Origin of the sequence: Sphingomonas sp. Leaf231, assembly GCF_001421995.1 — a bacterium.
Taxonomy (GTDB): Bacteria; Pseudomonadota; Alphaproteobacteria; order Sphingomonadales; family Sphingomonadaceae; genus Sphingomonas.
Genome location: NZ_LMLS01000001.1, coordinates 457250 through 482586, shown reverse-complemented (window position 1 = coordinate 482586; position 25337 = coordinate 457250). Strand labels below are relative to the sequence as shown.

The window sequence follows — 25337 nt, the reverse complement described above, 5'->3', positions numbered from 1 at the left end:
CCGCTTCTACTCGCGCTCGTCGCCACCGGGCGGGTTGGCGCGCGCGATCTCCAGTTCGGCGGGCTTGCGCTCCTCATATGTCTCCGCCAGCCGCGCCTCGGTCGCATCGTCCAGCTTGGCATCGGCGGCGGGGAACATCTCTTCCTCCTCCTCGTCGATGTGATGCTCGTAGCGATGGCGCATATGCGCGAACTTCTCGTCCCACGCGCTCGACCCGAACTCCATGTCGAGCAGCTCGCCGAGCAGATCGTCGACCTCCTTGTGCTCGGCCACCGAATGGCGTGCCTCGTCGCGCAGGTCCGGGTTGCCCAGCATCGTCGCATAAAGCGATTCCTCCTCGGCGGCGGCATGGCTCTGCACTTCCAGCCGGAATGCCTCGAACAGCGTCCGGCGCTCGTCGGCGGCACCGCTCAACTGGTCCAGCCGCTTCAGCATGTCGCGCTGTTTGTCGTGGTCGTGCTTCAGTTCGGCATAGATATCCGCATGCGCCATGATCGTCTCCCTCGCGCCCCCAAGCGCACGGCGAGGCCGCACGTTTCACCCGCGATTCATTCTCACGCGCCGAACAATTCCAGCTGTTGGCGAGCCGGGCGTGGCGCGACCAGCGGTTTCAGCTCCGCACGATCCGCCAGCACCACCGGCCGCCAATCCTCGGTGACGATGAACGGCCGCACCCGCGCGATCGACACCGTCAGCCGCGCGACATCGTCGAGCCGCAACCGTCGCCAGCGCCGCGCCGCGAGGATGCTCTTCACCGCCTTCGTGCCCAGCCCCGGCACACGCCACAGCAATTCGCGAGGCGCGCGATTGACGTCGACCGGAAACTGGTCGCGAAACTTCAATGCCCAAGCCAACTTGGGGTCGATATCCAGCGGCAGCATCCCCGTCGCATCGTCGGCCGCCGCCACCACTTCGCTCGGCTGGAACCCGTAAAAGCGCATCAGCCAGTCGGACTGGTACAGCCGGTGTTCGCGCATCAATGGCGGGCGTTGCAGCGGCAGCACGCTCGACGCATCGGGGATCGGGCTGAACGCCGAGTAATAGACGCGCCGCAATCCGAACCGATCGTAAAGCGACGAGGCCTTCTTCACGATGTCGCCATCGGTCGCCGCATCTGCGCCAACGATCATCTGCGTCGATTGCCCCGCCGGTGCGAAGCGCGGCGCGGATTTGTAGCGGGTGCGCGCGTCGGCGGTATCGGCGATCGCTGCGGTGACATCGCCCATCGCTCCCTCGATCCGCGCATTGTCCTTTTCGGGCGCCAGCCGCTTCAGCCCGCCGATCGTCGGCAGTTCGACGTTGATCGACATCCGGTCGGCATGCAGCCCCGCCTGATGCACCAGTTCGGGATCGGCATCGGGAATCGTCTTCAGGTGGATATATCCACGAAAATGATGATCCTCGCGCAGCGATCGCGCGACCTCCACCATCTGCTCCATCGTGTAGTTGGAGGATTTGATGATCCCCGACGACAGGAACAGCCCCTCGATATAATTGCGGCGGTAAAAGGACAGCGTCAGGTTCACGACCTCCTGCGCCGTGAACCGCGCCCGCCGCACGTTCGAGCTCTTGCGGTTGATGCAATAATGGCAGTCGAAGATGCAGCTGTTGGTCAGCAGGATCTTCAACAGCGAGATGCAGCGTCCATCCGGCGCATAGGCGTGGCAAATGCCCATGCCTTCGGTCGATCCCAGCCCCTTGCCATCCGCCGAGTTACGCTTCGCCGTTCCCGACGACGCGCATGATGCGTCATATTTCGCAGCGTCGGCGAGAATTTCCAGCTTCTGTCTTACATCAAGCTGCGCCATGTGTTCGATGTATGTTCGCAAAGGGCGCTTGTCGAGGGCGCATCGCTTTGCCATGGATCAACCCCGTGCAGCGGATCATTCAACGTCTCGGCCCGAACGGCCCGTATCTCGCCCTGGCGCTGACGTGCCTGTTCGGCTGGGGATTCAAGGCGCATTGCGGTGCCGGCTGGACCGGTGCGGAGCAATATACCACCGGCTGCTACAGCGACGCCGTACCCTTCTGGGGCCTGCGCGACGTCGCGACGGGGCAAATCCCGTATTTCGAGGCACGGATGGAATATCCGGTGCTGACCGGCGCGTTGATCTGGATCGAGGGGCTGATCGCGCGACTCGTCGGCGGTGCGGGGGCGGACGCCGGCGATTTTTTGAACACGGTGACGCTCGGCAACGCGATCCTCGCCTTCGTGGTGCTGGAGTTCATGCGCGCCGCCGGTGTGGACGTGCAGCGCCAATATGGCTGGGCGCTCGCGCCGCCGCTGATCCTGTACCTCGGGCACAATTGGGATCTGCTCGCCGTCTCCTTCGCGGTCGCTGCGCTGCTCGCCGCCCGGCGCCGGGCGATGGTGCGCGCCACGGCGCTGGCCGCGCTGGGTGGCGCGGCGAAGCTGTTTCCGGTGCTGATCCTCCCGCTGCTCGGGCTTGGCGCGCTGTTCCGCTCCGGGCGGACCTGGCCGGAACGGATCGGGCGCGCGACGTGGCTGTCCACCGTGGCGATCGTCGCCTGGACTGCGGTGAATGTGCCGGTCGCGGCGCTGGCCTTCGACAATTGGGGTGAATTCTACGCGTTTTCGGGCGCACGTGCCGGCACCGCGGCCAGCGTGTGGGAATTGCTGGGTCAGTTCGGCTGGTGGATCGCCGATATACCCACCCGCAATTTCTGGTCGTTCGTCCTGTTCGTGGGCGGTGCGGTGACGATAGTCGCCGTGGGATGGCGACGGCATGGCGACCGGCCATGGCTGTTGTTCATGCCGGTGCTGGCGTGGTTCCTGCTGACGAGCAAGGTCTATTCGCCGCAATTCGACCTGTGGCTGTGGCCGATGATCGTGCTCACCGGCACGCGGGTGCGCGCGATGGCGCTGTTCCTGCTCGGCGATCTCGCCGCCTATTTCGCCGAATTCTGGCTGTTCGCCGGGATGGAGGGGGCGTGGCCATCGGCGACCCAGCCCGATATTCTCGCCGCCGCGATCGTTCGCGGCGCTGCGATGCTGTGGCTGATCCACGGCGCGGTGCACGATGCTGCACCCGCCTGGGTCACTCGGCTGCGAGCAGTTCCGCCGCCTGCAGATCGACCGACACCAGCCGGCTGACGCCTTTTTCGACCATCGTCACGCCGAACAAGCGGTGCATCCGGCTCATCGTCACCGCATTGTGCGTGACGATCAGGTAACGGGTGTCGGTCTCGCGCGTCATACGGTCCAACAGGTCGCAGAATCGTTCGACATTGGCATCGTCAAGCGGCGCATCGACCTCGTCCAGGACACAGATCGGCGCAGGGTTGGTCAGGAACAATGCGAAGATCAGCGCGATGGCGGTCAGTGCCTGTTCGCCCCCCGATAGAAGGGTCAGCGATTGCAGCCGTTTGCCCGGCGGTTGCGCCATGATCTCCAGCCCCGCCTCCAGTGGATCGTCCGAATCGACCAGCGCCAGATGGGCCTGCCCTCCGTCGAACAATGTCGTGAACAGGCGTCGGAAATGGCCGTCGACCGCCTCGAATGCCGTCAGCAGCCGTTGTCGCCCCTCGCGGTTGAGCGTCCCGATCGATCCGCGCAGCTGGTTCACCGCCTGGCCCAGTTCGGCGCGTTCCGCCGCGGTGGCGGTGCCGGCGTTCTCCAGTTCGGCCAGTTCGTGCTCGGCAACCAGATTGACCGGGCCAAGCCGCTCGCGATCCATCGTCAGTCGTTCGTGCGACGCCGATTCCTCGGCCGGGGTCGCGACCGTGTCGGCGTCGAAACCGGCCCTGGTGGGCAGCAACGGCGCGGGGCACTCGAACCGCTCGCCCGACACGCGCCCCATTTCCACGCGGCGCAACTCATGACTTTCGGCCCGCGCCGTCGCCCCCGCCCGCGCCTCGCGTGCGGTGGACAGCGCTTCGACCGCACGTGCCATTGCCGCGTCGGCATCGCGCAGCGCAAGGTCGGCGTCGCGCTCCTCGTTCTGCGTCGTATCGGCGGCGACCCGCGCCGTGCCATGCTGCACGTCCAGCGCGTCGATCTCACCCGCAAGCACGGCGGGTCGTCCGGCCAGTTCGCCAAGCTCGGCATCCAGCGCGTCGGCCCGCTCGTCCATCGCGCCGATCCGCCGCGTCGCCTCGCCCGCGCGGGTACGCCATCCTTCGGCTTCGGTAACGCTGGCCGCCCGCCGCGCCCGTGCCTCGCCCAACGTGCGCTCCTGCGTGCTGCGGTCCGCCCGCGCCAGCGCGACATGCGCGCGCGCCGCCTCCGCTTCACCCCGGAGCCGCGCCGTGGCTCCTGCCGCCGCCGCGCCATCGGGCAGCGCGGCCACCGCGTCGGCCGCCTGCTCCAGCGCCGCCCGCGCCTCGTCGGCCTCGCCGGTCACCCGTGCCGCGCGCAGCGCCAGATCGGCACGCTGCCCGGCCAGCCGCTCGATCAGCGCCACCGCGCGATCTTCGCTGCGCTGCGCCTCGCGCATCTCGCGCTCGGCCTGCGTCAGCAACCCGCGTGCAGATTGCGCTGCGGTGCGCGCTCGCGCGATACGCTCGTCCAGCCGGTTGCGCCGCGCCTCCGCCGCCTCGACCGCTTGCGCCGCCGCCGGTCGTGCTTCCTCCAACTCGGCAAGCCGGTTCAGCCGCTGCAATCGCTCCGCCGCCGCCGCCCCGCCGGTGTCGCTGACATAACCGTCCCAGCGACGCACCCGCCCGTCGCGGGTCACCAGCCGCTGCCCGGCGCGCAGCACCTGCGCGGCATCCGCCTCCACCACGAACACCTGCGACAACCGTCGGGCCAGTTCGGCGGGCGCGGTCACCCGCGCGGCGAGCGGCAAGGTGCCGATCGGGGCAGGGGGATCGGCCGGGTCGAGCACCGCGCCGCTCCATTCCGACAAGGCGGTTTCCAGTTCGTCGCCCATCGCCGCCGCCAGCGCCCGCTCGAATCCCGGCTCGGCGCGCACTGCATCCAGCAACCGGTCGCCCGTTCGCCCGGTCGCCTGCGTCAGCGCCGCGACCTCTCCATCCAGCGCGGCGCGCGCCGCCAGCGCCGCGGCGCGTGCCGCCTCGGCCGGGTCGCGCTCCTCGCGCGCGCCCGCCTCGCTCGTCTCCCCCCATGTCAGCGCTGCCTGCGCCTTGACCGCCTGCTCCTGCGCCACCGCGATGGCCGCGACCGCGATCGCGCGTTGCTCTTCCAGCACCGCCGGATCGTCCAGCCTTTCGATCGCCTCCGCCAGCTGGATCGCCTCGCGCCGCGCGCGTTCGTGCCGTGCAGCCGCGGCGGCGTGCGCAGCGATCGCCACCCGTCGCTCCGCCGCCTCCGCCGCTTCGGCGGACATCGCCTGCGCCAGCGCGACCTCCACGTCGCGCGCACGGCGTTCGGACTCGGCCAACGCCGCGTCCAGCGACGGCAGCTCCGCATTGCCCTGCGCGATGCGGTGATTGAGATCGTCCGCCTCGATCGCCAGCCGCGCCAGCGCGTCGGCGGCGTCGTGCGCCAGCGCATCCTCGCGGGTACGGTCCTCGTCGATCCGCGTCCGCGCCGCCTGCAGCTCTGCCAGCCGTCGTTCCAGGCCATGCCGTTGCTCGCGGGCGCGGGTCAGCCGGTGCGCGATGTCCGCCACTGCGTCGCGCGCGGCCAGCGCCGCATCGCGTGCGGCTGCGTGGTGGGCGGCGGCCTCGCATTGCGCGTCCCGCGCGGCGTTGCTGGTTGCGGTCGCCGCCTCCACCAACATCCCCGCAGCATCCGCCTCGTCCTTCGCGACGGTGGCGGCAGCGGCGGCATCGCGCCAGCGCGCGAAGATCATCCGCGCCTCCGCAACGCGGATCTGCTCGGACAACGAGCGGTATCGTTCGGCGGCGCGTGCCTGCCGCCGCAGCGCAGCGATCCGCGTCGATTGATCGGCGAGCAATTCGTCGAGCCGCACCAGATTGGCCTCCGTCGCGCGCAGCCGTGTCTCGGCATCCCTGCGGCGCACATGTAGCCCGGCGATCCCGGCGGCTTCCTCCAGCATCGCGCGTCGCTCCGCCGGCTTGGCGGAGATCACCGCGCCGATGCGGTTCTGGCTGACCAGCGCGGGGGAATGCGCGCCGGTCGCCGCGTCGGCGAACAGCAGTTGCACGTCCTTCGCGCGCACTTCGCGACCGTCGATGCGATAGGCGGAGCCGGCGCCGCGCTCGATCCGCCGCACGATCTCGCTTTCCTCGGGCCCGTCCGCGCCCTCGCGCTCGGCCAGCAACGCCACTTCGGCGAAGTCGCGCGGCGGGCGGGTCGCCGTCCCCGCGAAGATCACATCCTCCATCCCTGAACCGCGCATCGATCGCGGCGAGTTCTCGCCCATCGTCCAGCGCAATGCTTCGAGCAGGTTGGATTTGCCGCAGCCGTTCGGCCCGACCACGCCGGTCAGGCCGGGTTCGATCCGCAGGTCGGCGGGATCGACGAAGCTTTTGAAGCCCGACAGGCGCAGCCGTTTTATCCGCATCGCGGACGCCTCCGCGCCACACGCACACCGGGAAGGGTGGCACAAGGCCACCCGCCCGCATCAAGGCGTCCGTGGCGACGGACGCCCATGCGCCTATGCCCCGGCGTTCTTCAGCGCCGCCTCCACCTGCGCCCAGGTCACGCCATCCACCTTCGCATCGTTCAGGATGAACGTCGGCGTGCCGGTGACGCCGTTCTTGTCGGTGCCATCCTGCATGATCTTCGTCAGCGTATCGATCGTCTTGGCATCGGTCAGGCACGCGCGCGCCTGCGCCTCGGGAACGCCCCGCTGCTTGATGAACTCCAGATAGCCCATCCGCTCCGCCCAGGCCGTCGCCACCTGCGCCGGTGTGGCGGTCTGCGTCTGCCGCAGGAACGCCTCGTCCTGCGCGACCTTCATCTGCGTATCCAGGAACTTGGGCTGGTCGATGTACATCTGCTCAAGGATCGGGAAGAACGGCTGCGGCCCGGCGCAGCGCCCCAACAGCGCCGCGGCCAGATCGGGCGGGCCGTGGACCAGGAAGTCACGGAACTCGTACGACACCTTGCCGCTCTTGACGTATGTCTCCTCCAGCGGGCGCATCCCGGTCTGGCCGAACGCGCCACACGCCGGGCACGTGCGCGATCCGTATTCGACCAGCTTCAGCGCCGCGTCCGGGTTGCCCATCACATACCCGCCCGCCGGGGTGAGTGAGACCACCTGCGTCCAGTCCTGCCCGGCCGGTGCGGCAACCGCCTTCACCGATCCGGCGGGTGCGCTCGGCGTGCTGCCGTTGCCGTCGCCGGCACCGCCGCTGCATGCCGTCAGCAGCGCGACCGCCGCGACGACGGGAAGGGCCATATGCTTCATGGTTCGTGTCACTCCGTCACTCATTTCGCGCCGGCCGCGCGCAATTGCGGCTGCAATTCCGCCCAGCCGACATTCTGGATCAGCCGTCCGTTGATCTCGAACGCGGGCGTGCCGGGCACCTTGCTGGTCCGCTCCGATGCCGCGATCGTCCGCTTGATCGCGGCATCGTCGGCAAAGCACGCCTTGATCGCCGCGGCCGGCGCACCCGCCGCGCGCGCGATCGCCGGCAGCCCCGCGCCCTCGGCCACCGCCGCCATCTGCGCCAGCTGCGGCCAGCTTTCCACCCGCGCACGGTTGCCCTCGACCCATTGCGTGGCGCGTCGGGTCCATTCTTCCTGCCTGGTGAAGAATGCCGCATGCACCGCGGGGAACGCCGCCGCGCCCGAACAGCGCGCCAGCGTCGCCGCGGCCAGATCCACGCCGTCATGCACCTGGCTGCGCACCTCGACGCTGGTCGATCCGGATCGCACCATCGCCTTTAGCGTGTCGCCGGCATCCTTTTCGAAATGCGCGCAATGCGGGCAGGTGTAGCTGACATATTCGACCAGCTTCACCCGCGCCTGCGGGTTGCCGACCAGATAGCCGCCGTTGGTGACCGGCGTGGCGACCGCCGTCCACGGGCGCGGCGCGCTGGCCGCGATCAAGGCGCCTACGACGATCGGGGCGGCGAAAATGGCAAAGCGCGTCATCGGACCTTCGGCAGCACGGGGCGGGGGGCAGCGACGCCGGAGGCCAATGCCTCCAGCACCGCCTTCAACTCGGGATCGGCGATGGTGCGCAGGCTGTGCCCCATCTCCGGCGGGGCGGGGAGCAGCGACGGCGGCGCGCGGCGTTCGGGCCGGCGCGTCACCTCACCCTGGCGTATCGCGACGCGCACCACCGCGGCATAACCGAAGAAACGGTTCACCCGCTCGATGATCTCGGTGGTCAAATGGCTCATCATCGGGGCATGCGCACCACGCACGGTCAGCGTCAGCACGCCGTCCTGCTTCTTGCCCATCGGGAAGCGGATCGATTCGGGCGTGCTGGCCGAGGCGAGCCGCTCGCCGACGATCTCCGGCCAGCGCGAGACCACCGCCGATTGCACGAAGCCGAAGCGTCGGAACGCCGCGCCGCCCACGCTCGGCAACAGTTCGGCGACCTGCCGCGAACGGTTGTGGCGCGGCGATTCGGAAGGGGGTACGCCGGCGCGCTTGCTCATTCCGATACCCATGCCATAGCCGGGGCATGGACGCCAAGCACCGGATCGATATCGCGACGCCGTTGCTCGCATGGTACGATCGTCATCGCCGCGACCTGCCGTGGCGCGCCGCCGCCGGGGATACGCCCGATGCGTACCGCGTGTGGTTGAGCGAGGTGATGCTCCAGCAGACCACCGTCGCCACGGTGCGCCCGCGTTTTACGGAATGGACGCGGCGCTGGCCGACCTTCGCCGATCTCGCCGCCGCCGAAGAGGCCGACGTGATGGCCGCATGGGCGGGGCTGGGTTATTATGCCCGCGCGCGCAATTTGCTGGCCGCCGCCCGCGCGATCGCCGCGGATCATGGCGGACGGCTGCCCGATACCGAAGCGGCGCTGCGCACGTTGCCGGGTTTCGGCGACTATACGGCCGCCGCGGTCGCTGCGATCGCATTCGGCCGCCGCGCGGTGGTGGTCGATGCCAATGTCGAGCGCGTGGTCGCGCGGCTGTTCGCGATCGACATGCCGTTGCCCGCCGCCCGCCGGCCGATCCGCGCCGCCGCCGACACGATCACGCCGGAGGCCCGTGCCGGCGATTTCGCGCAGGCGATGATGGACCTCGGCTCCGCCATCTGCACCCCGCGCCGCCCGCGCTGCCTGTTGTGCCCGCTAGGCGATCGATGCGCCGCGCAGGCGACGGGCACGCCCGACGGCTTTCCGGTCAAGAAGCCCAGGGCGGCACGTCCGCACCGCCACGGCACGATCTTCTGGTTGCAGCGCGACGATGCCGTGCTGCTGATGCGCCGCCCCGACAAGGGGTTGCTCGGCGGAATGCGCGCGCTGCCGACCGGCCCGTGGGCCGATGTGCCGCCGCTGCTGACCGGTGCGCCCGCCGCCGTCGACTGGCGGTTCCTCGACGAGCAGGTCGCGCACGGCTTCACGCATTTCACGATTGACCTGCGCATCGCGGTGGCGCGAACGCATGTGGCGAGCAACGATGGCGAATGGTGGCCGTTGGCACGGCTGGACGACGCCGGGTTGCCGACGGTGTTCGCCAAGGCGGCGGTTGTGGCGAGGAGACGGGCATGACGACGAAGCGATGGACCCTGGCGACCCTGACGGTCGCGTTGCTGGCGACCACCGGCGCACCCGCCCGGCAAGCTGCGCCGCGACCGGCCCCGCAACCTGCGCTGCGTGGCGCACAAACGGCATCGTCGCTGCTTCCGCAAACGCAGGCGCTATACGACGGTTACGTTCGCGCGCGGAAGATGCCCGGCATCGTCGGCGCGTTCGGGCTGGGTGACCTGCCGACCGCGTTCGTCGCGGCCGGTGCCATCTCGCTCGATCCCGGCGCACCGGCCGCCGGCCCGGACTCGTTGTGGCGGATCTATTCGATGACCAAGCCGGTCACCGGCATGGCGGCGATGTTGCTGGTCGAAGATGGCAGGCTGTCGCTCGACGACCCGTTGTCCAAATACTTCCCGGCCTTCGCGAAGATGCGCGTGCTGACCAGCCCCGACACAACGCTCGACACGCGCCCCGCGAAGAAACCGATCACCTTGCGTGAGTTGATGACCCACACCTCCGGTATCGGCTACCAGATCAATGCGAAGGGGCCGCTGCTCAAGGAATATGAGCGGCTCGGCCTCGTGCCCGCCACCGTCAATGCTCAGGTCGAGGCGCAGGCGCGCCGCGCTCGCCCCGCGTCGCTCGCCGCCTTCGCCGAGCGGGTGGCGCAGGCACCGCTGGTCGCCGAACCCGGCACGAAATGGCATTATTCGATGGGGCTCGACGTGCTCGCCGCGGTGGTCGAAAAGGCGAGCGGCATGTCGTTCGAGCGTTTCGTGCAGACGCGGCTGTTCGCGCCGCTTCGCATGACCTCGACCTTCTGGCAGGTTCCGCCGCGCGACGTTGCACGCTTCGCCAGCAATTACGTCTTCGTCGAGGACGATCTGTCGCCGCTCGATCCCGCCGCGCGCTCGCCGTGGCTGCAACCGCCCAGCTTCCCTTATGGCGGTGCGGGGCTGGTCAGCAGTGCGCGCGATTACGATCGTTTCCTGCACATGCTCCAGAACTATGGCATGCTGGACGGCGCACGGGTGATGAAGGAGGACACCGCGCGGCTGGCGATGTCCAACCTTATGCCCGCGGGCGTCACGTTCGAAAGCGACGGGCAGCAACGCGGCTTCGGCGCGGGTGGCGTCGTCTACCTTGCCGACGATCCCGCGGGCGCAAGCAAGGGCAGCTACGGTTGGGCCGGCGCGGCGGGTACGCTGGCGATCGTCGATCCGGTCAGGCGTTTTCGCAGCACGATCATGGTCAATTACTTCCCGGCCGAAAAATGGCCGCTCGCCCGCGAAACCTTCGCTGCGATCCGCGGCGACGCGGCGCGGCTGCACGGCGGGATGCGATGACGCGAACCGGCGTGATCCGTACCGGCTTTACCGGTGGCACCCTCGATCGTGCCGATGCCCTGCGCAGCGATCCCGACGCGCTGGCCGCGCTGCTGCGCGACCCCGCGTCGCGTCTGCTGCTGCTTGATGATGTCCAGCCGGTCGTCGGCGACGACGGCCTGCTGACGTGGGGCGCGCTCGGCGATGCGCCGGACGGGGCGGAATTCGTCCTGCTGGGTCTTGCCGACGATCGCGCGCATTTCGCCGCCGTCTTACCCGGGCAGCCGCCATTGGCGCCCTATCGGTCGCCGACGCTGTTCGCGCTGCTCGACCGGCTGCGCGCAGGGGAGGCGGCGACCTTCGCAGCGGCGCGGGCGTTGATCGACTGGCATGCGCGCCATCCGTTCTGCGCGCGGTGCGGCCACGCGACCGCGCCGTTCCGCGCCGGCTGGGGCCGCCGCTGTTCCGCCTGCGCGACCGAACATTTTCCGCGCGTCGATCCGGTCGTCATCATGATCGCCGAACATGATGGCCGTGCGCTGGTCGGGCGGCAGGCAGCGTTCCCTCCCGGCCGATATTCCGCGCTCGCCGGCTTTCTCGAACCCGGTGAATCGATCGAGGAAGCGGTCGCGCGCGAAATCGCCGAGGAGGCCGGCATCCGCGTTACCGACGTTCGCTACGTCGCCAGCCAGCCATGGCCGTTTCCCTCGCAATTGATGATCGCCTGCATCGCGCGTGCCGAACATGATCGGATCACGCTGGACGGCAACGAGCTGGAAGACGCGATGTGGGTCACCCGCGATCAGGTGCGCGCCGCGTTGTCCGGTGAACCCGCCGCGTTCGGCGCCCCACCGCCATATGCGATCGCCCATTCGCTGCTGCGCGCATGGATGGACGAGGGGGCGTAGAGCGCACGGTCCTCCCATCCGGGTCGAACCGGTACGTCGCCTGGCCGCGCTCCACTGGACGCTTCCGCCGTCGTCGGCGCAGGCGGTGGAGGGTCGGGCGAAGTCCGGGGTGACGGCTCGATGCAATGGCTCGACCGTAACCGAAAGCCTGTCACGCGCGAAGATCGGTCGGGCGATCGATCTTTCATTGCTGCAGAAAGCACGCTACCCGCGCTCGGCCGGCTGTCATCGCGCGCGTAGTGAAGCGATCCGAAGCGACCCACGTCACGTCGACCCACGTCACGTCGACCGACGTGCACTCCAGTAAGCGTCACACCACGGTGCGCGCACGCACCGTCAGCGCGGCAAGCTGTGCAGCGTCAGCGTCATGTCCGACAATGGGCGTATCCCGGGCGGCCGATCATCAAGCGTCGCCACCGTCGTCTAGGCACGCTGCAAGCACGCGCCCTACGATCTCACCGATCGCCGCGCTCGGGCTGGCGATCCGCGCGGCGACCGCGATCAAATAACCGCACGAAGCCCTCCTCCGTCCCGATGGTCCGTCCGCGAAATAGTCCGAAATGCTATGGCAGACCGGCTGCTCCAGCTTCTTCGAAGCGTCGGTGACGGACGAGTTCAAGCGCGAGGCGGTGGCGCTGTGGGAAACGAGCGGTCGGATGCGGACCGAGGTGGTGGCCGAATTGGCGATCATGCCGACGACGCTGCGACGATGAACGCGGCGGTGCTGGCACGGCCGAACGTCGTGTCGCGACGGGGGACACCATCGCCGCCGCCGAACGGGTTGCGGCGCAGGCCGACGATCGAACGGGTGGCGTTCCGTCTCGACGATCCCGAACCGTTCGTGCGTATGCTCCGCTGGCGGCCGGGACGGAAGGCCTGATGCCTCAGGAGGCGCGCGCCTTGGCGATGGCGTCCTGGAGGCGGTCGAGCGGCAGCGCGCCGGACAGCAACTGGTCGCCGACCACCCACGCCGGGGTGCCGGTCACCCCCAGCTTGGCGGCGATGTCGAGGTTGTCGCGCAGCGTCGCCTCGGTGTCGGCGGGCACCTTGGTCAGGTCGACGCCGCTCGCCTTGGCCGCCTGAGCGATCGTTGCGGCGCTGACCGGCCCGGCGGCGTAGAGCGCGTCGTGGAATGACTTGAACCGCCCCTGCGCCGCCGCGGTCAGCGAGGCGCGGGCGGCGGCGCGGCTGCTGTCCGCCAGAACCGGCAACTCCTTGAACACCACCCGCAGATTCTTGTCGGCAGCGACCAGTTTCTCGATCGTCGGCAGGGTGGCCCGGCAGAAGCCGCAATTATAGTCGTAATATTCGACCAGCGTCACATCGGCGTTCGGGTTGCCGATCCATGCGTCGCCATAGGGTTGTTCGATCCGGCTGCGATTGCTGGCCACCGCGCGCGTGGATTCGCGCTGTTGCAACTTTTCGATCGCCTCCGGGATCAGTTCCGGATGCGCCAGCACATAGTCGCGCACGATCCGCCCGACGCGCGCCTCGTCCATCGCAGCCGTGGGCGCGGCGCGCTCGGCGAGCCACATGCCGCCGGCACCGAAGAGCAGACCGATCGCCACCAGCCCCAACACCATCAACCGGTTCAACGGCGCTTCTTCTTTCCGTGCTTGTCGACCTCGTTCTGGGCCGTCATCGCGATATCCTGCGCGCGGATCCAGTCGGGCGTGTTCTTCGGTATGCCGGCCATCGCGTAGCGCGCGCGGTCGGCGGCGGTGCGATCGTCGCCCATCATGCTGGCGCGCTCCGCACTGGCGAGCGCGGCGCGTGCCTCGTCGCCGGTCAGTTCGTACACCGTGCCGAGCTGGAACCAGGCGAACGGGTTCTCGTCGTCACGCGCGACGGCGGTGCGCAATATGCGCTTGGCCTCGTCGTAATTCGCCGCATCCTCGGTCGCGATCAGCGCATGGCCATAGGTGGTGGCGATCAGCGGGTTGGAGCGCGACCCCTCCGTCGCGCGCTTCAGCGGCGCCAGCGCCAGCTTCGGCTTGCCCGCCTCCAGCAGGATCTGCCCCATGATCTCCTGAAAATAGGGATCGTTGGGCTGCGCGGCGACCAGCGCCTCGGCCTCCGCATCGGCTTTCTGCGGATAGCCGGCGCGGTGATAGGCGTAGGCGCGTGCGTAATGCGCATACAGCGTCTGGTCGTTGTCGGGATATTTCTGCAACGCCTGAGGTGGCGGCAACAGGTAACCGTCCAGCTTCGCCTTCACGCGGCGAAACCGTTCCTCGATCTTCGGATCGGACGGCTTGCTCCACGCCTTCGACGCCTGCACATCGGCGGTCAGCGTCTGGACGCGCGTGCCCGACATCGGGTGCGACTGCATGAACGGATCGATGTTCTTCGTGCCGTAGCGATATTCCTGCTGCTGAAGCTTCTTGAAGAACTCCAGCATCCCCTTGCCGGTGATGCCCGCGGTGTCGAGGTAACGGACCGCGGACGCGTCGGCGGTCGACTCCTGCACGCGGTTGAAGGCCAGGAACTTGCCCATCGCCACCTGTTGCCCGGCGGCCAGGATGCCCGCGCCCGCCTCGCCCCCGCCAGCCGCCATCGCGGCCAGCCCGAGCACCATCGACAGCAGATAGACGCCCATCGCGGGCTTCTGCCCCTGGCTGCTGGTGATGACATGGCCATCGGCGATATGGCCCAGTTCGTGGGCGATCACGCCCTGCACCTGATTGGCGCTGTCGGCGGCCTGCAGCAACCCGGTGTGGACGTAGACCGTCTGTCCGCCCGCCACGAAGGCGTTGATCGAATCGTCGTTGACCAGCGCGAACGACACATCGGTCGGGCGCAGGCCCGCTGCGGTGACCAGCGGCGCGGACATATCGTTCAGCAATGCCTCGGTCTCGGCATCGCGGAGCAGGGATTGTGCCTGCACGGGCTGCGCGAGCAGCAGCATCGCGGTGGTCGCCGCCGCGATCAGCCGCCTCATCGACCGGCCTCGGCCGTCATTGCGCGGTGTCGTCCGCAATGGTGCGGGTGGAATGGGTGACATGCGAAGGGCATCGGCCGGGCTTGTGCGGCGGTTCGTCTGAACCGCCGCTGAAAGCCCGGCCGATCGCCTCACGCGCCGAAGGTGCGCTGCCACCAGCCGCGGCGCGGCTGGCCGGACGCCCCGGCATCGTCCGCTGCCGGGCTGTCCGTTGCGGCGTCATCGCCCGCCGGTGCTTCGGCAGGCGCGGCTTCCTCCGCAGCGACCGGCGTGGTTCCGCCGTCGGGCGCATCGTCGGCGACCTTCTTGCGGCGCGTGCGCTTCGGCTTGACCGGCGCTTCCTCCGCCACCGGCTCGGGTGCCGACAGGCCGTCGTTGATCGGCCCCGCATCACCGGCGTCGACCAGCGGCTCGGCGACCTTCTTCTTGCGGGTACGCTTCGGCTTGGCGGGCGCTTCGTCCGCGGCAAGTGCCTCGACTGGAGCGGGCGCTGCCGCTTCCTCGACGACGGGTGCGGCCGGCGTCTTCACCGCCGCGCGGGTGCGTGCCGGCGCAGCCGCCGGTTCGCTGGCGACCCGGGCACGCGGACGACGACGCGTCTTGGGTGCCGGGGCGGGCTCTGCCGCGACCGGTTCCTCGGCTGCCGTTTCCTCGATCTCCGCATCGGCCTCGACCGGCTCTGCGGCGAGCGTCGCTTCGTCGGAAGCGTCGACGTCCGTCGCGGTTTCCGGTTCGGCGGTGCGATCGCCCTCACGACGACGACCGCGACGGCCGCGACGACGACGGCGACCGCCCTCGCGCTCCGCTTCCTCCGAGGCATCGGTATCGACCGGCTCGGCGACGATCGCCTCCTCGGCTTCGTCGAGATCGCTTTCGCCGATCACGTCGACATCGGCCACCAGCCCGGCGGACGGCTCGTCCACGATCCGGTCGCGACCGCGACGCCCGCGGCGGCGGCGGCGGCCACCCTCGCGCTCGGCTTCGGCCGGCTCTGCGGCGGCGGTCTCGTCGGCGTCTTCCTCGCCCTCGGAATCACCTTCGTCGGCTTCGGTGCCGGATTCCTCCGCACCCTCGACGCTGTCGCGACCGCGGCGGCCACGACGACGACGGCGACGACGACCGTTGCGCCCGCCTTCGCCCTCGGGCGCGGCGACCTGCTCGACGGTGTCCTCCTCGTCCAGCTCTTCCTCTTCCTCGATCTCGTCCTCGACCAGATCGTCTTCGGCCTCCTCGATGATCGGGCGGTCGAACTTCGGCGGATGCGCCGGCGGCGGGCCGCTGGCCTCCACCGACATGCGCGCGCCTTCCTCCTCGCCATCGGGGATGATCTCGACCTGCACGCCGTAGCGATCCTCGATCTCGGCGATGTCGGCACGCTTGCGGTTCAGGACGTAGAACGCCGCTTCCTGGCTGCACCGCAGCGTCAGCACCGAGCCGCGACCGCGTGCCGCTTCGTCTTCCAGCAGCCGCAGCGCCGACAAGCCCGACGACGACGCGGTGCGGACGAAACCGGTGCCTTCGCAATGCGGGCAGGGGCGGGTGGATGCCTCCAGCACGCCGGTGCGCAGCCGCTGGCGGCTCATCTCCATCAGCCCGAAGCTGGAGATGCGGCCGACCTGGATGCGCGCGCGATCATTCTTCAGCGCCTCCTTCATCGCCTTCTCGACCTTCCGGACGTTCGATCCGTTGTCCATGTCGATGAAGTCGATGACCACCAGCCCGGCCATGTCGCGCAGCCGCAGCTGGCGCGCGATTTCCTGCGCCGCTTCCAGGTTGGTGGCGGTGGCGGTCTGCTCGATATTGTGTTCGCGGGTGGACCGGCCGGAGTTGATGTCGATCGACACCAACGCTTCGGTCGGGTTGATGACCAGATAGCCGCCCGACTTCAGCTGCACGACCGGATGGTACATCGCAGCGAGCTGATCCTCGACGCCGGCGCGCTGGTACAGCGGCACGGGGTCGCTGTAATGCTTCACCTTCTTGGCGTGGGTCGGCATCAGCAGCCGCATGAATTCGCGCGCCTGGCGATAACCGTCGTCACCCTCGACGATGACCTCGTCGATATCCTTGTTGTAGATGTCGCGGATCGCGCGCTTCATCAGGTCGCTGTCGCCATAGACCAGCGCGGGTGCGCTGGACGTCAGCGTCTTCTCGCGGATCTCGTCCCACAGCCGCGCAAGATAGTCGAAGTCGCGCTTGATCTCGGCCTTGGTGCGCTGCAGCCCGGCGGTGCGGACGATGCAGCCCATCGACGACGGCAACGCCAGATCGGCCATGATCGACTTCAGCCGCTTGCGATCCGCCGCGTTCGAAATCTTCCGGCTGATCCCGCCGCCGTGCGACGTGTTGGGCATCAACACGCAATAACGCCCGGCGAGCGACAGATAGGTAGTCAGCGCCGCACCCTTGTTGCCGCGCTCCTCCTTGACGATCTGCACCAGCAGGACCTGGCGGCGATGGATCACGTCCTGGATCTTGTACCGGCGGCGCAGGTTCATGCGGCGCTGGCGCAGCGCCTCGACCTGATCGTCGTTGGTGCCGGCACGGCCGCGGCGCGGCGCGGGCGCTTCGCCCTCCGCCTCCTCGCCATCAGCGTCGTCATGGTGATCGTGATCGTGATCGTCGCGGTCGGCGTCGTCATCGAAATCGCCGTCGTCCAGCGCGTCCTGCTCGGCGCGCAGCGCGGCTTCCTCGGCGGCATGCTCCGCCTCTTCGCGCAACAGCGCCTCGCGATCCTCCTTGGGGATCTGGTAATAATCCGGATGGATCTCGCTGAACGCCAGGAAGCCATGGCGATTGCCGCCGTAATCGACGAACGCGGCCTGCAGCGACGGCTCGACGCGCGTCACCTTGGCAAGATAGATGTTACCCTTGAGCTGCTTGCGCTCGGCACTCTCGAAATCGAATTCCTCGATCCGGTTACCCTTGACGACTGCTACCCGGGTTTCTTCCCGGTGGCGTGCGTCGATCAGCATACGCGTGGTCATTGAAAACTCTCCACGCGCCGCATCTGCCCGCGAACGGGGGATGGGCGCGACGATAAGGCGCGGGCGGCCGCCCGATGGGGCCAGCCGCGCGGATGATGATGGTGGTTCGTGCTGCGGCGCGCGATGCCGCCCGCTCCATCGAGCGGGACGTGCCGGCCGCGATCGTGCCGCCGCCGGCACGGGCCGGGCGGAACAGCGATCGGGCGGAATACGGCATTGCGAGCGTCAACCTGATAACCCGGAGCCGGCGTGTCGCCGGGCGGGCGGTGGCACCGGAGCTTTGTCGCGCGACCTTCGCGCAACATTCCGGTCATGTAGACACGTAGCATTGCCGCGCCCGCGCTTCAACAGGCTCGTTTTCCCGCGATAAAGCCGTTAACCATGCGGGAAGCCGCACCCGCTAGGGCCGCGGGATGGCAAGGAAAAGCGACGGGGCACGGGCAATGACGGCACGCAGGCCGGGCGCGCGGTGGAGCGCGATCGCAGCAGCGGGGGCGATGGTGCTGGCAGCGCCGGCGTGCGGTGGCGTTCCGTTGCCGCAACTCGATTTCCTGCCGTGGCGTTCGCAGCGCCAGGCCGCGCCCCGCAAGGTGACCGTGCCGGTGCCGCCGGTGGCGCGCGGGGTGCGATTGCCGCGCGTGCACGGCGCGGCGGGGCGGCCGCTGGTGGTGATCGACGCCGGGCATGGCGGTGTCGATCCGGGTGCGGTCAATCCGGCGGCGGGGCTGCGCGAAAAGGACGTGACGCTCAAGATCGCGCGCGCGATCCGCGATGCGCTGGTCGAAAGCGGCCGGGTGCGCGTGGCGCTGACGCGCGACGACGACCGCTTCATCGTACTGCGCGAGCGGTTCGGGATCGCGCGCCGGCTGAAGGCGGACCTGTTCATATCCGTCCATTGCGACAGCGTTGGCACCGGCACCCCGACCGGCGCGACCGCCTATACCCTGTCCGATGTCGCATCCGACCGCGAGGCGGCACGACTGGCGGCGCGCGAGAACCGTGCGGACGTGATCGCGGGGGTCACGCTGGACCGCGATCCCGACGTATCCTCGATCCTGATCGACCTCACGCAGCGCGAGACGATGAACGCCTCCGCCGGTTTCGCACGGTTGCTGGGGCGGGAGGCGCGACCGCTGATCCCGACCAAGAGCAACTTCCATCGCACCGCGTCGCTGATGGTGCTCAAGGCGCCGGACATGCCGTCGATCCTGTTCGAGACCGGCTATATCTCTACCGCCGCCGACGCGGCGTTCCTCGACAGCGACGAAGGCCGCGAGAAGATCGCCGAAAGTGTACGGCGCGCGGTGGACGTGTATTTCGCGCGCCGCATGGCGGAGCGATAGGCCACCCGTGCGGCCGCCGGGTGGACACATTCGGTAACATCCCGTAACGGGGCCGCCGCGCGCGCCTCTTACGGGTTTCCGGCTGCCGCTCTGTTCACCGAGCCCGCAATAATAAGGAGATCCTCGCAATGGCGTGGTTCATCCTCGGCATCGCCGTGGTCACCGAAATCATCTGGGCGCTCAGCCTGAAATGGGCCGCGACGCAAGGATCGTGGCTGGCGTCGATCGTCCCGATCACGCTCAGCTTCGTCAACATGGGGCTGCTGGCGCTGGCGATGCGCGGTCTGCCGGCGGGCACCGCTTATGCGGTGTGGACCGGGCTGGGCGCGGTGGGCGTCACCATCTTCGGCGTCATCCTGTTCGGCGAAAAGCTGAACCCGGCGCAGATGGGCTTTATCGCCCTCATCATCGTCGGCGTGGTCGGCACCAAGTTCTTCGCCACCGCCTGACCCACGCCGTTCCCCGCCCGGGACGCGCGCCGGGTGAGGGGGCGGGGTGAGGGGCCGTGGTGACAGTCGGGTACCGGATCGTCGAAGGTCGACACGCGCTGGGCGTTGCCGTTTCGCGGGCAAGCCCGTAAACACCGACGCCACATGGCTTCCGATCCGACCGCTGCCGTGCCCGATCGGCGTTTCACCCCGCGCGCGCTGTGGCGGCGCTGGTGGGTGCGCTGGGGCGTCTACCTGCTGGGGCTGCTGGCGGTCGCCATGGGCGTCTTCTGGCTGGTGTTCGCACGCGACCTGCCCTCGGTGGACAAGCTGAAGGCGTATGAGCCGCCGCTGCCCACCAACGTGCGCGGGGCGGACGGGGCGCCGATCTATTCCTACGCCCGCGAACGTCGGGTCGAGCTGGCGTATAGCGAATATCCGCCGCTGCTGGTGAAGGCGATTCTCGCCGCCGAGGACAAGACCTTCTTCGAGCATCACGGCGTCGACTTTCCCGGGCTGGCCGGCGCGGTGTTCGATTACGCGCGCAAGTTCGGCAGCGGGCAGCGCGCGCGCGGCGGCTCGACCATCACGCAACAGGTCGCCAAGAACCTGCTGATCGGCAATGCCTATTCCCCGACGCGCAAGATTCGCGAGGCATTGCTGGCGTACAAGATCGAGGAAACGCTGACCAAGCAGCAGATCATCGAATTGTACCTCAACCAGATTTTCCTCGGCCGCAACGCATATGGCGTGGAGGCGGCGTCGCACGCCTATTTCGACAAGGAACTGGACGAACTCTCGTTGGGGCAGCTCGCCTATCTCGCGATCCTGCCGAAGGGGCCGTCGAACTACGATCCCTTCCGCGATACCGAACGCGCGCTCGAACGCCGCAACTATGTGCTGCGCGAGATGGTGCGCAACGGCTTCGTCACCGCGGCGCAGGCGCGCGAGGCCGCTGCCGAGCCGATCGGCGCGATCACCCGGCGGACGCCGAAGTTCGAGCGAGTCGGCGGTTATTTCGTCGAGGAAGTGCGCCGCGAACTGATCGCGCGCTTCGGAGAGCAGGTGGAGGACGGACCGCACAGCGTCTATGGCGGCGGGCTGTGGGTGCGCACCTCGCTCGACAAGGATGTGCAGCGTTACGCCGCGGAGGCGTTGCGCAACGGCTTGCTGCGCTTCGATGCCGGACGCGGCTGGTCGGGGCCGCTTCGCCATGTCGAGATCGACGGCGAGGCGTGGCAGGGGCCGCTGATCGGCTCCAACATCATGATCGACCATGCCGACTGGCGCGCCGCCATCGCGATTGCGCGTGATGGGGACGCATGGCGGCTGGGCTTCGCCGATGGCTCGACCGGCACGATGGCGCGCGCGGCGGCGCAGATGCCGGTGCGCAACCAGGGCGGCGCCGCCTTCGCCGCGATCGAGGCGGGCGACATCATCGCGGTCGCCCCCGCCGGCACGGGCTTCGCGTTGCGTTCGGTGCCGCGCATCTCGGGCGGGTTCGTGGTGCAGGAACCCGCCACCGGCCGCATCCTCGCCATGCAGGGCGGCTTCGAATCGAGCGTGCAATCGTTCAACCGCGCGACGCAGGCGTTTCGTCAGCCGGGATCGACCATCAAGCCGATCGTCTATTCCGCCGCGCTGGAAAACGGCATGACCCCGGCGTCGATCATCGTCGACGGGCCGTTCTGCGTCGATCAGGGCGCGCGCCTGGGGCAGAAATGCTTTCGCAATTTCGGTAACATGCGCGGTGCCGGGCCGCATACGATGCGCTGGGGCATCGAACAGTCGCGCAACCTGATGACGGTGCGTACCGCGGCGCAAACCGGCATGGGTCGGGTCGTCAAGCTGATCAAGGCGATGGGCGTCGGCGATTACTCGCCCTATCTCTCCTACGCGCTGGGCGCGGGTGAGACGACCGTGACGAAGATGGTCAACGCGTACGGCGTACTCGCCAATTGGGGCCGCTGGCACGATCCGTCGCTGATCGACGTGGTGCAGGATCGCCACGGCAAGGTGATCTGGCCCGAGAACTGGCGGGCGTGCGATGGCTGCAACCTGCCCGACTGGAACGGTCGCGCGATGCCGCGGCCGGCGACGGGCGGGCGGCAGGTGCTCGACGCGATGAGCGCGTATCAGATGGTGCACATCACCGAGGGCGTGATCCAGCGCGGCACCGCCACCGCGCTGCGCGACCTGAACCGCCCGATGTTCGGCAAGACCGGCACGAACAATGGCCCGACCGACGTGTGGTTCATCGGCGGCACGCCGCAGATGATCGCCGGGCTGTACATGGGCTTCGACAGCCCACGCAGCCTTGGTGGCTATGCACAGGGCGGCACGGTCGCGGTGCCGGTGTTCAAGGAATGGGCGCAGAAGGCCTATGCCGGATTGCCGCCGCTGCCGTTCCGCGCGCCGCCCGGGATCCGCATGGTCCGCATCGATCGCGGCAGCGGCCGGCCGGTGTTCGGGACCTTCCCGACCGACAGCGATCCCAAGCCGGCGGTGATCTGGGAAGCGTTCAAGCCGCAGGGCGAGGTGCGACGTGCCCGCCGTGCTGCACCATCGACCGCCCCGGCGGCGCGGCCGACCGCCAGCGCGACCCGTAACACCGCCAGCGACAGCGACTTCTTGCAGAGGCAGGGGGGCATCTACTAAGTCGTCGTTTCAGAAATTACGTCATCCCGGCGAAACCCGGGATCTCCCGGTTCGTAAGGCTTGCCGCTTGCCGCACGGGATTCCGGCCTGCGCCGGAATGACGACAGTGTGGAGAATGAAGATGCGCGCCGAAGCGCAGGCCCATGTCGATAGCATCAACGAGGCGCTGGCGCTGTTGCGCCGCTTCCTCGACTGGGACCGCGCGCTCCGCCGGTTGGACGAGCTGAACGCGCGGGTCGAGGACCAGGCGTTGTGGAGCAACCCCAAGGAGGCGCAGGCGGTGATGCGCGAGCGTCGCCGGCTGGACGAGGCGATCACCGCCACCCGCGACATCGAGCGCGAGCTGTCCGACACCGCCGAACTGATCGAGATGGCCGATGCCGAGGGCGATGCCGAAATGGCCGACGAAGGCGTTCTGGCGCTCAAGGCGCTCGCCGATCGTGCGCAGGCCGACAAGGTCAAGGCGCTGCTGGCGGGCGAGGCGGATGCCAACGACAGCTATATCGAGATCAACGCCGGCGCGGGCGGCACCGAAAGCCAGGATTGGGCCGAGATGCTCCAGCGCATGTACACGCGCTGGGCGGAACGGCGCGGCATGAAGGTGGAGCTGGTCGACTATCATGCCGGCGAACAGGCCGGGATCAAGAGCGCGACCCTGCTGGTCAAGGGCGAGAACGCCTATGGCTATGCCAAGGTCGAATCGGGCGTGCACCGGCTGGTGCGGATCAGCCCCTACGATTCCGCCGCGCGCCGCCACACCAGCTTTTCCAGCGTGTGGGTCTATCCGGTGATCGACGACAATATCGAAGTCGAGATCAACGAAAGCGAATTGCGCATCGACACGTATCGCGCGTCCGGCGCGGGTGGTCAGCACATCAACACCACCGATTCCGCGGTGCGCATCACGCACTTGCCGACCGGGATCGTCGTGCAATGCCAGAATCAGCGATCGCAGCACAAGAACAAGGCGGAGGCGTACAACCAGCTGCGCGCCCGCCTGTACGAGCGTGAACTGGCCGAACGCGAGGCGGTGGCCAATGCCGAGAATGCGACCAAGACCGACATCGGCTGGGGCCACCAGATCCGCAGCTACGTGCTCCAGCCCTATCAGCTGGTGAAGGACCTGCGCACCGGCACGACCTCGACGTCGCCGGGCGACGTGCTGGACGGCGACCTCGACGATTTCATGGCCGCGGCGCTGTCGCAGCGCGTGAGCGGCGAGGCGGTCGTCGTGGAGGATGTCGACTAAGTGGCGACACGCGCGCCCGTGACGCTGCTGGCGGTGGCCACCCTGCTGCTGGCGGCGTGCGACGGGTCGCAGCCGCTGATCCGCAAGAAGGAGAAGGAGCCGGGGCCGTTCCCCGCTGCCGACCGTCCGGTCGCCGGCATCGTCTCGCCGCGCTGGTCGACCGAGGAGGCGCGCGACCGACTGGGCGAGGCGGGGCGGGTGATGGAATTCGCCGACATCCGCAACGGGATGACCGTCGCCGATCTCGGCGCGGGTGAGGGCTATTACACCATCCGCCTCGCCGCGCGGGTCGGCCCGAACGGACGCGTGCTGGCCGAGGACGTGGTGCCTGCGGTGCATGAGGGACTGGCCAATCGCGTGGCGCGCGAACGGCTGGACAACGTCAGCGTGCGGCTGGGGCTGCCCGCCGACCCACGGCTGCCCGCCAACAGCTTCGACCGCATCTTCATGGTCCACATGTACCACGAGATCGAGCAGCCGTACGCGTTCCTGTGGCGGATGCGCCCGTCGCTGCGGCGTGACGGGCTGGTGGTGGTGGTCGACGCGAACCGTCCCACCAAGCAGCACGGCACCCCGCCGCGCCTCCTGCGCTGCGAGTTCGCCGCCGTCGGCTATGCGCAGGTCGGTTTCCGCGAATTGCGCTCGGCCGGCGGCTACCTCGCGACCTTCCGCGCCGCCGGGCGACGACCCGATCCGGCGGAAATCAGGGCGTGCCGGATGGCGTGACGACGTTATCGGCGAGGATCGGGCGATCATTCGGCCCGCGATCGCGGAACAAGTCGACCTCGCAGCCGGGATAGGGCAGAATAGCGATATATGGTGGATTGTGCTCCGGTTTAGGCCCGACCTGATGTCGCTCCGGTCTGGTCGTCCGGGATAGCAGCACTCGCGCTGCCGGGGAGCGAGGGCGGCCAGCCGCGGCCAGGAGCATCGGTTGCCGCGTCGTCGCCCCGATCGCGCCACTTCGGCCACCAGTCCAGTTCGGGATTGAACCGCACCAGCAGCTCGAACGTGAGCGCCACTTCCCGTGGGGTGGGAACGGGCGATTCTTCCAGATCCTTGATCGGCATGTGGACCTCTTTTGTCCGTCAGCTTGCCTTTGGCATGTTTCGCGCGGTGGCGCGATGAGCCCGGCCACGCTACGACCGCGCGCGTGCAGCAATATCTCGATCTCATGCGCCACGTGCTCGATTCGGGTGCACGGCAGGACGACCGGACGGGCACCGGCACGCTCAGCGTGTTCGGGCATCAAATGCGCTTTGACCTGGGCAAGGGCTTCCCCGTCCTCACCACCAAGAAGCTGCATCTACGCTCTATCATCGTCGAGCTGCTGTGGTTCCTGCGCGGCGACACCAACGTGCGCTGGTTGCAGGAGCACAAGGTCAGCATCTGGGACGAATGGGCCGGCGACGACGGCGATCTCGGCCCGGTCTATGGCAAGCAATGGCGTGACTGGGTGGCGGCGGACGGGCGTCATATCGACCAGATCGCCGGTCTGGTGGAACAGATCCGCACCAACCCCGCATCGCGTCGGCAGATCGTCACAGCGTGGAACCCGGGCGAATTGCACGCCATGGCACTGTCGCCGTGCCACTGCCTGTTCCAGACCTATGTCGCGAACGGCAAGCTGTCGCTGCAACTTTATCAGCGTTCGGCGGACATCTTCCTGGGCGTGCCGTTCAACATCGCCAGTTACGCGTTGCTTACCCATATGCTCGCGCAGCAATGCGACCTGGAAGTCGGGGAGTTCATCTGGACCGGCGGCGACTGCCATCTCTACCTGAATCATCTCGAACAGGCGGAGACGCAGCTGGCGCGACAGCCGACTGCGTTGCCCCGTCTGGAGATCGCGCGACGCGCTCCGTCGATCGACGCCTATCAGCCCGCTGACTTCGTCCTGCACGGCTACGAGGCGCAACCACACATTCGCGCCGCCGTCTCGGTCTGACC

The 25337-nt window shown here is 68.5% G+C and carries 21 protein-coding genes; 11 read left to right on the top strand and 10 right to left on the bottom strand.

Features of this window, described 5'->3' with window-relative positions:
- Positions 1-6: 6 nt before the first annotated feature.
- Entirely contained in the window at positions 7-492 is a 486-nt protein-coding gene (locus tag ASE95_RS02370; protein ID WP_056630914.1) for a hemerythrin domain-containing protein, read from the bottom strand.
- A gap of 62 nt (positions 493-554) precedes the next feature.
- Complete coding sequence (locus ASE95_RS02365) at positions 555-1808, bottom strand: putative DNA modification/repair radical SAM protein (protein ID WP_056630911.1); 1254 nt, start codon at positions 1806-1808, stop codon at positions 555-557.
- A 65-nt stretch (positions 1809-1873) separates the two neighbouring features.
- Between ASE95_RS02365 and ASE95_RS02360 the strand changes: the two genes are divergently transcribed.
- Positions 1874-3115, top strand: a complete 1242-nt coding sequence (locus tag ASE95_RS02360) for a hypothetical protein (protein WP_235528137.1) — start codon at positions 1874-1876, stop codon at positions 3113-3115.
- On the opposite strand, the gene ASE95_RS02355 is transcribed toward ASE95_RS02360, so the two are convergent.
- The 4 genes from ASE95_RS02355 to ASE95_RS02340 form a co-directional block, all read right to left on the bottom strand.
- Complete coding sequence (locus ASE95_RS02355) at positions 3060-6452, bottom strand: chromosome segregation SMC family protein (protein WP_056630909.1); 3393 nt, start codon at positions 6450-6452, stop codon at positions 3060-3062. The two genes, ASE95_RS02360 and ASE95_RS02355, sit on opposite strands and share 56 nt — an antisense overlap.
- A gap of 93 nt (positions 6453-6545) precedes the next feature.
- Positions 6546-7301, bottom strand: coding sequence for a thioredoxin domain-containing protein (locus tag ASE95_RS02350; RefSeq protein ID WP_235528136.1), 756 nt, complete (start codon positions 7299-7301; stop codon positions 6546-6548).
- A gap of 20 nt (positions 7302-7321) precedes the next feature.
- Positions 7322-7990: a thioredoxin domain-containing protein gene (locus ASE95_RS02345; RefSeq protein ID WP_056630897.1), complete on the bottom strand. Its 669-nt coding sequence runs from the start codon at positions 7988-7990 to the stop codon at positions 7322-7324.
- Positions 7987-8502, bottom strand: coding sequence for a DUF721 domain-containing protein (locus ASE95_RS02340; protein ID WP_235528135.1), 516 nt, complete (start codon positions 8500-8502; stop codon positions 7987-7989). The genes ASE95_RS02345 and ASE95_RS02340 overlap by 4 nt, the downstream gene beginning before the upstream one ends.
- Positions 8503-8528: 26 nt before the next feature.
- Between ASE95_RS02340 and ASE95_RS02335 the strand changes: the two genes are divergently transcribed.
- The 4 genes from ASE95_RS02335 (at position 8529) to ASE95_RS17505 (ending at position 12494) form a co-directional block, all read left to right on the top strand.
- On the top strand, positions 8529-9569 hold the full coding sequence (locus ASE95_RS02335; protein ID WP_056630891.1) for an A/G-specific adenine glycosylase: 1041 nt from the start codon (positions 8529-8531) through the stop codon (positions 9567-9569).
- Positions 9566-10894, top strand: a complete 1329-nt coding sequence (locus ASE95_RS02330; RefSeq protein WP_056630888.1) for a serine hydrolase domain-containing protein — start codon at positions 9566-9568, stop codon at positions 10892-10894. The genes ASE95_RS02335 and ASE95_RS02330 overlap by 4 nt, the downstream gene beginning before the upstream one ends.
- The gene (gene nudC, locus ASE95_RS02325; protein ID WP_056632992.1) at positions 10891-11781 is read left to right on the top strand and encodes an NAD(+) diphosphatase; all 891 of its coding nucleotides are present in this window, start codon (positions 10891-10893) and stop codon (positions 11779-11781) included. The genes ASE95_RS02330 and nudC overlap by 4 nt, the downstream gene beginning before the upstream one ends.
- Before the next feature lie 560 nt (positions 11782-12341).
- Positions 12342-12494 (top strand): hypothetical protein, encoded by a 153-nt coding sequence (locus tag ASE95_RS17505; protein ID WP_156347847.1) that lies wholly within the window; start codon positions 12342-12344, stop codon positions 12492-12494.
- A 171-nt stretch (positions 12495-12665) separates the two neighbouring features.
- Here the strand turns inward: ASE95_RS17505 and ASE95_RS02320 are convergent, their stop codons facing one another.
- From ASE95_RS02320 to ASE95_RS02310, 3 genes are all read right to left on the bottom strand, one after another.
- Positions 12666-13376, bottom strand: a complete 711-nt coding sequence (locus ASE95_RS02320) for a DsbA family protein (RefSeq protein WP_235528134.1) — start codon at positions 13374-13376, stop codon at positions 12666-12668.
- A complete protein-coding gene (locus ASE95_RS02315) occupies positions 13373-14722 on the bottom strand; it encodes a M48 family metalloprotease (protein ID WP_056630885.1) in 1350 nt (449 codons plus the stop codon). The genes ASE95_RS02320 and ASE95_RS02315 overlap by 4 nt, the downstream gene beginning before the upstream one ends.
- Before the next feature lie 131 nt (positions 14723-14853).
- Complete coding sequence (locus ASE95_RS02310; protein ID WP_056632986.1) at positions 14854-17697, bottom strand: Rne/Rng family ribonuclease; 2844 nt, start codon at positions 17695-17697, stop codon at positions 14854-14856.
- 425 nt (positions 17698-18122) lie between these two features.
- Between ASE95_RS02310 and ASE95_RS02300 the strand changes: the two genes are divergently transcribed.
- The 5 genes from ASE95_RS02300 to ASE95_RS02280 all read left to right on the top strand — a co-directional run bounded on the left by ASE95_RS02300 (position 18123) and on the right by ASE95_RS02280 (position 24113).
- A complete protein-coding gene (locus ASE95_RS02300; protein ID WP_082449457.1) occupies positions 18123-19052 on the top strand; it encodes an N-acetylmuramoyl-L-alanine amidase in 930 nt (309 codons plus the stop codon).
- 128 nt (positions 19053-19180) lie between these two features.
- Complete coding sequence (locus ASE95_RS02295; RefSeq protein ID WP_056630879.1) at positions 19181-19501, top strand: DMT family transporter; 321 nt, start codon at positions 19181-19183, stop codon at positions 19499-19501.
- 144 nt (positions 19502-19645) lie between these two features.
- The gene (locus ASE95_RS02290) at positions 19646-22138 is read left to right on the top strand and encodes a penicillin-binding protein 1A (RefSeq protein WP_056630877.1); all 2493 of its coding nucleotides are present in this window, start codon (positions 19646-19648) and stop codon (positions 22136-22138) included.
- Between the two features lie 121 nt (positions 22139-22259).
- Positions 22260-23387 (top strand): peptide chain release factor 2, encoded by a 1128-nt coding sequence (prfB, locus tag ASE95_RS02285; protein WP_056632984.1) that lies wholly within the window; start codon positions 22260-22262, stop codon positions 23385-23387.
- Positions 23388-24113 carry a class I SAM-dependent methyltransferase gene (locus tag ASE95_RS02280; RefSeq protein ID WP_235528133.1) on the top strand — a complete coding sequence of 242 codons (726 nt, stop codon included), beginning with the start codon at positions 23388-23390 and terminating at the stop codon, positions 24111-24113.
- Between the two features lie 110 nt (positions 24114-24223).
- On the opposite strand, the gene ASE95_RS02275 is transcribed toward ASE95_RS02280, so the two are convergent.
- On the bottom strand, positions 24224-24457 hold the full coding sequence (locus ASE95_RS02275; RefSeq protein ID WP_056630875.1) for a hypothetical protein: 234 nt from the start codon (positions 24455-24457) through the stop codon (positions 24224-24226).
- A gap of 83 nt (positions 24458-24540) precedes the next feature.
- Here ASE95_RS02275 and ASE95_RS02270 point away from each other — a divergent pair, with 83 nt between their 5' ends.
- On the top strand, positions 24541-25335 hold the full coding sequence (locus ASE95_RS02270; RefSeq protein WP_082449951.1) for a thymidylate synthase: 795 nt from the start codon (positions 24541-24543) through the stop codon (positions 25333-25335).
- Positions 25336-25337 lie beyond the last annotated feature (2 nt).